This is a genomic window from Streptomyces antarcticus (assembly GCF_026627255.1).
Classification (GTDB): Bacteria; Actinomycetota; Actinomycetes; order Streptomycetales; family Streptomycetaceae; genus Streptomyces; species Streptomyces antarcticus.
Genome location: NZ_JAPNLM010000020.1, coordinates 67271 through 77209, shown reverse-complemented (window position 1 = coordinate 77209; position 9939 = coordinate 67271). Strand labels below are relative to the sequence as shown.

General features: G+C 70.1%; 9 protein-coding genes and 1 pseudogene. All 10 read right to left on the bottom strand.

Annotated elements, in window-relative coordinates:
- Positions 1-133 precede the first annotated feature (133 nt).
- Positions 134-322: a DUF6052 family protein gene (locus tag OTB16_RS26850; RefSeq protein ID WP_267723350.1), complete on the bottom strand. Its 189-nt coding sequence runs from the start codon at positions 320-322 to the stop codon at positions 134-136.
- Positions 291-1571, bottom strand: a complete 1281-nt coding sequence (locus OTB16_RS26845) for a phenylacetate--CoA ligase family protein (protein WP_267723349.1) — start codon at positions 1569-1571, stop codon at positions 291-293. The genes OTB16_RS26850 and OTB16_RS26845 overlap by 32 nt, the downstream gene beginning before the upstream one ends.
- Positions 1572-1691: 120 nt before the next feature.
- Entirely contained in the window at positions 1692-2690 is a 999-nt protein-coding gene (locus OTB16_RS26840) for a zinc-dependent alcohol dehydrogenase family protein (RefSeq protein WP_267723347.1), read from the bottom strand.
- Positions 2687-3343 carry an anthranilate synthase component II gene (locus OTB16_RS26835; protein WP_267723346.1) on the bottom strand — a complete coding sequence of 219 codons (657 nt, stop codon included), beginning with the start codon at positions 3341-3343 and terminating at the stop codon, positions 2687-2689. The genes OTB16_RS26840 and OTB16_RS26835 overlap by 4 nt, the downstream gene beginning before the upstream one ends.
- Positions 3340-4305 (bottom strand): anthranilate synthase component I family protein, encoded by a 966-nt coding sequence (locus OTB16_RS26830; RefSeq protein WP_420717804.1) that lies wholly within the window; start codon positions 4303-4305, stop codon positions 3340-3342. The genes OTB16_RS26835 and OTB16_RS26830 overlap by 4 nt, the downstream gene beginning before the upstream one ends.
- Positions 4306-4818 (bottom strand): annotated as a pseudogene (locus OTB16_RS39685) (anthranilate synthase component I family protein); the annotation flags it as partial.
- A 16-nt stretch (positions 4819-4834) separates the two neighbouring features.
- The gene (locus tag OTB16_RS26825; RefSeq protein WP_267723344.1) at positions 4835-6274 is read right to left on the bottom strand and encodes a phenylacetate--CoA ligase family protein; all 1440 of its coding nucleotides are present in this window, start codon (positions 6272-6274) and stop codon (positions 4835-4837) included.
- Positions 6271-6939: a flavodoxin family protein gene (locus tag OTB16_RS26820; protein WP_267723343.1), complete on the bottom strand. Its 669-nt coding sequence runs from the start codon at positions 6937-6939 to the stop codon at positions 6271-6273. Before OTB16_RS26820 ends, OTB16_RS26825 begins: the two co-directional genes overlap by 4 nt.
- A gap of 255 nt (positions 6940-7194) precedes the next feature.
- Positions 7195-8784: an MFS transporter gene (locus OTB16_RS26815; protein ID WP_267723342.1), complete on the bottom strand. Its 1590-nt coding sequence runs from the start codon at positions 8782-8784 to the stop codon at positions 7195-7197.
- A gap of 28 nt (positions 8785-8812) precedes the next feature.
- Complete coding sequence (locus tag OTB16_RS26810; RefSeq protein WP_267723341.1) at positions 8813-9928, bottom strand: serine hydrolase domain-containing protein; 1116 nt, start codon at positions 9926-9928, stop codon at positions 8813-8815.
- Positions 9929-9939: the final 11 nt, after the last annotated feature.

Sequence of the window (9939 nt, the reverse complement as noted above, 5' to 3'; positions counted from 1 at the left end):
TGCCACGTTTCGCGCTCCCTCGTGAGATGTACCTGATGGACCGGGGGACATGCTGGCGCCGCCGCGCAGGGCGCCGCACCTTCAGAAGTGCTCTGTCTCACGCGGTTGCCGCCGCAACGGCCGTACGGAGGGCTCACGCGGTGAAGTAGTCGAACTCCACGGCCTGGCCGTCGAGCGCCGTGCGCAGCTCGGCGAGCGCCACGTTCACCGCGGCGCGCACCGCGGGCACCTCACAGCCGGACGCGAGCTCCCGCAGGTCCGTGTAGGCGCCGAGGAGCTGTGCCTCCTGCTCAGTGCTGAGATACGAGTGGGCGTTCGTCATGGAACCTCGCCGCCTTCCATTCCTGCCGGGGCAGGCTGCCCGCTGCCGCGAGCTCCACCTCGGGATGCATGCCGATCTCACGCTTGAACTGTTCGGCGATGCGCCCTGGCAGGGTGGCGGTCTCCCCGCCCGGCACCGAACGTGTTTCGACGTCGATGTGGATCGTGTCGAGTCCCCGCACCGTTCTGATCGACGTCTTGAACTCGCTGACCTCGTCGAAGGCGCGGACGACGTCCTCGACCATGACGGGCGTGACGGACACGCCGCGGATCTTGCGCATGTCGTCGACGCGCCTGATGATCCCGCCGTCGTAGAAGTCCCAGGTGCGGCCGCAACCGCAGGCGCTCCAGGGCCGCTTGACCACGAGGTCCTCGGTCCAGTGCCGGAAGAGCTGCATCCCCTCGCGGGCGAGCCCGGTGGTCACCCGGACGCCCTCCTCGCCGTAGCCGACGGGCTGCTTGGTTTCCGGGTGGAGCACCTCCTCGATGACCGACGGCTCGATGATGTGGCAGGCGTTCCTGCGCGAGGGGCACTCGAACATGAAGACACCGCCGAACTCGGTGGTGCCCGCGGCGTTGAAGACCCGTGCGCCGAACGCCTCCTCGATGGTGCGCGTCGTGAAGTTCGACCGCGGCTCGGCGCCCGCAAGGATGATCTTGACGTTGGCTTCCTTGGCCAGGTCGATTCCCATCTCGCGGGCCGTCTCGATCAGGCGCATCGCATAGCTGGGGGTGAGTCCGACGACCTCGATGCCGTAGTCGACCAGCAGCTGGATCCGGGTACGCGAATCGAGGCCGCCGGCGGGCACGAGGGTGCAGCCCATGCGCTCCAGGGCGTAGTGCATTCCCCAGAAGCCCATGAAGAGGCCGTACCCGAAGGCGACCATGCCCTTGTGGTGCGGGCGCACGCCCATCGCGTACAGCGAGGTGCAGAAGGTGTCGGTGGACCAGGTCCAGTCGCCCGCCGTGTCGATGGTGCGCACCGGCGGGTTGCCGCTGGTGCCGCTGGTCTGGTGGTGGCGGACGCCCCGGACGGGATCGATCGACGGCCAGGTGCCGTACGGCGGGGCCTGCTGCTCGGCCGCCAGCAGGTCGGACTTGTAGAGCAGGGGCACGCGTGCCGCGTAGTCCTCCATGGACGTGATCTCGTCGGGCAGGCGCTCGCGCCAGAAGGGAGAGTGGCTGCGGGCATGACGCAGCGAACGCTGGAGCTTGCGCCACTGCCATGCCTCCAGCTCAGCGCGGGGCATGGTCTCTGCCTTGGGGTTCCAGTACTCCACTGTGCCTCCGTAGCCGGTCAGATACGTCGAGATCCTCGCGGGGAGGAAGCCGCGCGTGCATCTTCCGGTTTGCTGAGTGGCCCCGGTGGCTCAGTCCGCCGTCAGGACCACCTTGCCGACGTGCCGGCCGGATTCGAGGTACCGGTAGGCGTCCCCGGCGTCGGAGAAGGGGAACTCGCGGTCGATGACCGGCCGGATGCGGTGGCCTTCGAGGGCCCGGTTCATCGCCTCGGACATCTCGGCACTGCCCACCTGCACGCCCTGGACGCACAGCACCTTGCGCAGCATGGGGACGGGGCTGATGCCGGCTCCGCCGCTGAGTACGCCGATGACACTGATCCGGCCGCCGACACGGGCCGCGGTGATGGACTGGCGCATGGTGCCCGCCCCGCCGACCTCGACCACGTGGTCGACGCCGCCGCCGGTCAGCGAGGCCACCCTTGCGCCCCAGTCGGGTACCTCCGCGTGGTTGATCACCTCGCCGGCGCCCAGGGCGCGCAGCCGTTCCAGCTTGCCGTCGCTGCCCGAGGTCGCGATGACGCGCGCCCCGCCCGCGGCGGCGATCTGCAGCGCGAACACCGAGACACCGCCGCTGCCCAGGGTGAGCACGCTCTGGCCCGGGTGCAGGCCGCCCATCTCCACCACCGCCTGCCAGGCGGTGACCGCCGCGCACGGCAGCGTGGCCGCCTCGGCGAAGCCGAGGTGGGCAGGTGCCGCGACGACCGCGTTCTCGTCGAAGACCACGTACTCGGCCAGGACACCGTCGGCCGATCCGCCCAGCGCCCGGGTCAGCCGGGGACGTCCGGACTGCCAGTCGGGCAGGAACAGCCCGGTGACCCTGTCGCCCGGCTGCCAGCGGCCGACCTCCCCTCCTGTCTCGACGACTTCTCCGGCGCCGTCGGATACCGGCACCACGCCGGGCAGGACGTCCGGCCCGTAGCGGCCGTGGGCGATCAGGAGGTCGCGGTGGTTGAGGGACCAGGCGCGCATCCGCACCAGTACCTGCCGCGGTCCGGGTACCGGTACGTCGCACTTCTCCAGGCGCAGGGACGCGGGTCCCCCGAAGCCGTCGAGCCGGTAACGCCTCACGCGGCTTCGCTACGGGTGGCCCACCAGGAGGGGAAGGCGGTGGCCGACGCGACGAAGTTTCGGATCATGCGCATCCCGCCCTCGGTGCGGATGCTCTCCGGATGGAACTGCACCGACTCGACGGGCAGGGTCCGGTGCCGCATCGCCATCACGTAGGAGTCGTCGCACGACCTGGCCGTGACCTCCAGGACCGGTGGCAGCGTCTCCTCCACCACCACCAGGGAGTGGTAGCGGGTGGCCTGGAAATCCTGGGGCATGGCGTCGAACAGCCCGTGGCCGTCGTGCCGGATGCGGCTGGTCTTGCCGTGCATCAGGTGCTGTGCCGGGACCACGGCCGCTCCGTAGGCGCGGCCGATCGCCTGGTGGCCCAGGCACACGCCCAGGATCGGCACCTGGCCCGCGAAGGCTTGCACGAGCTCCACGTGGCCGCTGACGTCGGGATGGCCGGGGCCCGGCCCGAGCAGGATGGCCTCGGGCGCCATCTCGCGGACGTCCTCCTCGCGCAGGGCGTTGGACCGCACCATCACGGGGTCCGCGCCGGCGGACATCAGGTACTGCCGCAGGATGTCGACGAAGCTGTCGAAGGCGTCGACGACCAGGATCTGCGGCTTCGGCACCCTGCGCGCGGCATCGTTCGCCAGGGTCACGCTCACAGCAATTCCTTTCCGGTCACGGCCCAGTAGGCCGCGTTCATCTTGGCCAGGGTCTCGGTCCATTCGCGGTCGGGGACGGAGTCGGCGACGACCCCGGCCGAGGCACGGGTGCGGTAGACGCCGTCGTGGTGGAAGAGAGTGCGGATGCACAGGGCGAGATTGGTGTAACCGCCCACGTCGATCAGGCCCATCGCGCCGGCGTACAGCCCGCGGCGGGTGTCCTCGATCTCCTCGATGATCTCCATCGCCCGGATCTTCGGAGTGCCCGTCATCGTGCCCGCCGGGAACAGCGCGGAGATGATGTCGTAGGTGTCGCGGTCGGGTTCCGCCTCGCCCTGCACGGTCGAGACCAGGTGCAGCACGTGCGAGTAGCGCTCGACGACCAGCTCGTCCGGGACGCGCAGGCTGTCCGCCTGACAGATCCGGCCGATGTCATTGCGGCAGAGGTCCACGAGCATGATGTGCTCGGCGATCTCCTTCTCGTCCGCGAGCAGGCGGGCGCCCGCGGCCTCGTCGTCGCCGGTCCGGGGGACCGTGCCCGCGATCGGGCGCATGGTGACGGTCCCGTCCTCCACGCGCACGAACAGTTCGGGACTGGCACCGACGATGCTCTGGCCCCAGACGCTGGCCAGGTACATGTACGGCGACGCGTTCCCGGTGCGCATGCGCTGGTAGACCTCCAGCGGGTCGGCCGTACTGCGCATCGACAGCTCGTGGCCGAGCTGGACCTGGTAGACGTCGCCGACAGCGATGTGTTTGAGGGCCCGTTCGACGTTGCGGCGGTAGTCGGCGGCTTCGGTGTCGAAGGAGGTGTCCGTGGGTGGGACGGGGCCCGGGACCGGCTCGGGGTGATCGGTCTCGGCCCGGGCCAGCAACGTGGCGATCTCGTCCTCGTCCAGCGCCGCCCAGTGGTCGGACTCGTGAAGCAGGAGCTCCGACTCGCCGCTGTCGAGGTCGGTCACCACGGATCCCTGATACAGCACCAGATGCACGTCCGGGAGGTCCGGCCGCCCATCGATCAGGTGGGGCAGGTCCTCGACGTAGCGGATCGTGTCGTAGCCGAAGTAGCCGAGGAACCCGAACCGGAAGCGCACCGCGGACCCCTCGGCGTCGAAGAGGGCGTGTACTTCGCGAAGTAGCGTCCAGAGGTCGGGCAGGCGGGGCAGTCGCAGGGTGCCGTTGTTATCGTCGAGCAGCGGAGTGATTCGGCGCAGCACGGCTTCCCGTAGGGCGGGCGCGCCCTCGACCTGGACGGTGCCGTCCGAGACGGAGAGGGACAGCAGGTCGTTGAACCCGACGAACTGGTATTTGCGGTCACGGTCCGGACCGGCGGTGGACTCCAGGAGGTAGACGTGCTCGCGGCCGAAACGGTGGGCCACGGCCTGATAGACCGGTAGCGTCGCCGACGGCGGGACGGCCCGGCGCCGGGTCGTCACCCGGATCTCCGGGGGCGCGGGGCTGCTGGTGTGGGTCATGGTCGAGATCCTTAGTTCAGGAAGTGATCGCGTACCGGTGGGCGACCTGGCGCGCCACGAGCACGGACGTGTCCAGGGGCCCCCGGTTGTCGAGCACCCGGGCGGCCTTCCAGCTGACGAAGGAACCGGTGTTCGTCACGGGGTCCAGCTCGGCCTCGACGGAGATCGAGACCTCCACGCCGGCGCGCTCGCGCAACCGGGCGGCCACGCTGGCGCTCACCGCAGCGCGCTGCGCGTGGGCCCGCGGCAGGATGTCCATGCGGACGGTCACCTCGTCGCCGCCGTCGGGGGCCCGGTCGATGACGACCTGGTAGCCGAGGCAGCCGCGGACTCCGTCGAGGACGGCCGACTCCAGTTCGGCTGGGTGCAGCACGCTCTCACCCAGCTGGATGCGGTCGGAAGACCGCCCCACGACTTCGACGACGGGACCGGGCAGGGCGGCGCCGGGCGTGGCGGGCGTGATCCGGACCAAGTCGCCGGTGCGGTAGCGGATCAACGGCTTGATGCCGTCCACCAACATGGTCAGCACCAGTTCGCCCTCACCCGTGGTGCCGAGGAACTCCCCGGTGTCCGGATCGACCAGCTCGAACAGGTAGTTGGGCTGGGACAGGTGGAGATCTCCGGTGGCGGAGCCCGTGGCGATGCACAGCGACTCCTGGGAGCCGTACAGCGTCGGGTAGACCTCTGCGTGCGGCCACACGGACGAGACGTTGGCGGAGAACTCCGCAGTGCAGATCTCCCCGAGCACCAGGAACATCTTCACCGGCAGCTTCGACAGGTCGTAGCCGTAGTGCAGGGCGGCCTTGGCAAGGCTCAGGCAGAGTGCGGGGGCGCACACGATCACCTCGACGCCCAGTTCCTCGATCAGGCGCAGCGCCTTCTTGAAGCCCACGCGCGGAGACTCGGGCCAGATCTTGACGTGGCACGCCCCGAGCGCGGCCGTGACGGCGGTGAACACGTCGCCGAAGGCGTACAGCTCGGACGGCCCCATCAGCCCGACGACGGGCATGCGGTCCCCGAAGTGGGCCTGGAACAGGCGCCGCCAGGACTCCTCCACGGCCGCGTTGCTGGTCGCGATGTCCTTCACACCGCGCGGGCAGGGGGTGGAGGCGCCGGTGGTGCCCGTCGTCTCGTAGAAGACGGAGGCCTCGGCCGGGCTGCCGGACAGGACGTCGTACATCTCCCGGCGCAGGTCCTCCTTCGTGGTGAAGGGGAGCGAGGGCAGGTTCTGCGGGGTCACCTGCTCGATGTCGACGCCGGCGAGGTGACGGCGGTAGAACGGCGAGCGCGCGGTCACGTGCCGCAGCACGGACGTGAGCCGCTCGCTCTGCCAGCGGGACCAGCCTTCGTCGGTCATCTCGCCGCGGTGGAACGCCTCGAGCACCGGTTCGTACGCCGCCCAGAAGGCGGGGAGACCGGTGGCGGCGGGGGAGCCGGAGACAGTTGCCGCGCTCACTCGGCGGCCACGAGCTCGTTGAGCGCAAGACCCACACGCTCGTTGACGTCACCGCTGCTGAGTGCGTCGCGGCCGGTCAGCTCGCGGTGTTCGCGCAGGAGCCCGATCATGGCGGCCATGCGGTCGACGAGGCGGTCCACGTTCTTGAGGCCCTCCTCGTCCTTGAGGGCATCTCCGCGGTGCAGGGCGTGCACGGTGGCGGGGAAGCCGCTGCCGACCAGGATCATGCGGTTGAGGAGGGCGTTGACCGTCAGCTGGGCCCAGACCTCACCGGCGCTGTAGCGGCGGGCGACCGAGATGACGCCGGCGACCTTGTTGCTCAGCGGGCGGTTGAAGCGCAGGTAGCCGACCCCGGCCCGCTCGATGAAGGTCTGCATGAGGCTCGCGGTGCCGAAGCCGTGCACCGGCGCCGCGAAGATGATGGCGTCGGCGTCGATCATCTTCTGCACCACGGAGGGGATGTCGTCCTGCACGACGCAGGCGACGGCGCGGTCGTTGCAGTCACCGCAGGGCCCGCATCGCTCCATCCGGACGTTCCGCAGGTCCACGACCTCGAACTCGACACCGTGCTCGGCGGCCCGCGCGGCCGCGTGGCTCAGGACGTCAGCGGTGTTGCCGCTCCGCTCGGACCCGTTGATCGCGAGGATCTTCGGTGCTGTGGTCATGGTGAAGTCTCCTAGGAATAGACAAGGTCGTGGGGCAGGACCCGTGTCATCGCTTCCGGGCACCCTGGGGTGGTACGGGATCTGCCGAGTGATGCGCGCTGCAACCTGCGGTGCTCCGCTATTCGTCGGAATCGTCGCGTCTGTGGAGACGCAGTGCATCTTCGTAAGTGCTCGCCTGCACAGGCCCGGACGACCGCCACACGGGCATGCCGGACAGGCGCGGCGCACATGCGCCGCGCCTGTCCGGCCGAGCGGTCACGCCCGGGCTTCCTCCCGGGAACCGGCGTCCGTGGGCTGGGGCCCGTCCTGCTGGACGGTCTTCTCCCGCAGGACGACGGCGACGGCCACGCCTACGGCGACGGCCACGGTGGCGGCCACCCAGCTGACGGTGTTCAGACCGCTGGTGAAGGCCTCACGGGCAGCCGAGAGGAGCGCCTGCCCGGCGTCGCCGCCCAGTTCGGCGGCGGATGCCGTGCCGCCGGCCACGGTCTCCTGAGCGGCTTTTGCCGCCGGGGAGGCCAGGGTGTCCGGGACCGCGCCGGAGACCTCGTCGCGGTAGACGGCCGCGCCCAGTGTGCCCAGAACGGCCAGCCCGAGCGTGGAACCGAGTACGTTGCTGCTCTCGGACAGCGACGCGGCGGCACCCGCCTTCTCCACCGGCGCCGATCCGATCACCAGCCCGGTACCGAGGGCGAACAGCGGGCCGACGCCGAATGCGACGAGTGCGATGCACACCACGACCGTCACCAGGCCGCCTTCAGCGCCGACCTGAGTGAGCACCAGGTAGGCGAGGGCGGAGAGGGTCAGGCCGCCCACCATGGCGGTCCGCGGTGTCATCCACCGCAGGAACAGCGGGGCGAGCAGCACGCCCGCCGCGATGCCGCCGCCCGTCGGGGCCTGCCACAGCCCCGCCGCGGTGGGGGTCAGGTCCGCCACGCTCATGATGTACTGGCTGGTCAGGAACGACGTCCCGGCGAACGCGCCGGAGGCCAGGGCCATCGCACCCAGCGTGATGGCGAAGGCCGGCTCACTGAACAGCTGCAGATCCACCAGCGGGTCCTCGAGCGTGCCCTGGCGGCGCACGAAGGCGACGGCGAACGCCAGACCGATCGCCAGCGCCGCCCAGGCGACGCCCTCCGACGACTGGGCTCCGCCCGCGGCGAGTTCCTTGATTCCGTAGATCGTCGGGAGGATCGCCAGCAACGACATCACCACACTGACCAGGTCGAGACGCCGGCCGGAGTCACTGGTGCGGTACTCGGGCAGCAGCCGCGGACCGGCGACGAGCAGTACCACCATCACGGGGACGCCGAGCAGGAAGACCGAGCCCCACCAGAAGTGGTCGAGCATCAGTCCGCCCACCAGGGGACCCAGCGCCGCGCCGCCGAACTGGCAGGTCGCCCAGAGCGAGATGGCCACCCCGCGCTGCTTGTCGTCGCGGAACATGTTGCTGATCAAAGCCAGCGTCGACGGGTTGAGCGTGGCGCCGGCGATGCCCAGCAGAGCACGGGCCGCGATGAGCATCTCGGGGCTGTTCGCGTACGCGGCGAGGATCGAGGCCGCTCCGAACGCTGCGGCACCGATCAGCAGCAGCTTGCGCCGTCCGATCCGGTCACCGAGGTTTCCCATGGTGATGAGGAAACCGGCGAGCATGAACCCGTAGATGTCGGTGATCCACAGCTGCTCGGTGCCGCTCGTGCCCAGGTCCCCGCTCAGCTGGGGCAGCGCGAGGAACAGCACGCCGATGTCGAGTGCGATCAGCAGGGTCGGCAGTGCCAGAATCCCGAGGCCGATCCACTCCCGGCGGCCCGCTTTCCCCGCAGGGGCCTGGGCTGCGTTCGTCATGACGAATACCTTCCTAGGGGGCCTGTGCTCAGCTTCCGGACACGGCCTTGGCGACGATCCCGCCGACGCGCTCCACAGCGCTCGCCTCGGTCGGGTTGAAGCGGTTCTTCGTCAGGGCGAAGGACACCTTGGTCCGGGTGTCGCCGTAGGCGGCGCTGCCGCCCATGCCCTGCGCGCCGAACACGGTGAGCGACTGCTGCGGGTCGGAGCCGGGGCGGCCGAGGAAGTAGCCCAGGGCCTTCGGGGACGGGGCGAAGACCACCTGGTCGAGGTCGTCGACGGCCAGCGCGGTGATCTCCTCGAGCCGGGCCTGAGACACGAGGCGGACGCCGTCGACCTCGCCGAGGAGCGCCGCGTACATCTTCGCGAGGGAACGGGCCGTCATGGTGCCGCCGGCCGGGATGTCGGAGACGAGGATGTCGGCACGGTTGCCGTACGCGGCGCTCGGCATGATCGCCGGCGGCGCCGTCTTGAAGAGCGGGAAGTCCTCGGGCAGGTCACCGAAGGCGTTCGGGTCGATCGGCGCGTCGTCGAGCTTGGCCAGGCGGCCCAGCTCCGCCTCCGGAACACCGAGGAAGAGCTCGTTCTCGAGGCCGAGCGGGGCCGCGACCTCCTCGCGCAGCACCTGCGAGATCGGCTTGCCGGTCGCGCGGCGGACCACCTCGCCCAGCAGCCAGCCGAAAGTGACGGAGTGGTAGCCGGTCTGCGTACCCGGCTCCCACCACGGCTCGGCCGACGCGACGATCCCGGCCATCTTGTCCCAGTCGGTCAGGTCCTCGGGGGTGATGTCGGCGGGCAGACCAGGGACACCGGCGGAGTGCGTGAGCGCGTGGCGGATCGTCGCGCCCTCCTTGCCGTGGACGCCGAATTCGGGCCACAGCTCCACGATGCGGGTGTCGTAGCCGAAGAGACCCTTCTCGACGAGCGTGTGCACGACGGTACTGGTGACGCCCTTGCCGGTGGAGGCGCTCCAGAACGGGGTGTCCGAGGTGACGGGCCGGCCGCTCTCGGGGTCGGCGAGACCGGCGACCGCGTCGGCGGCCAACTCGCCGTCGACGTAGACGGCGGCCTGGAGACCGGTCTCGGTACCCGACTCGACCAGCTCGTCCAGGGCGTCCTGGACCAGCTTCTGAATGTCGCTCATGCTTCTTCGTT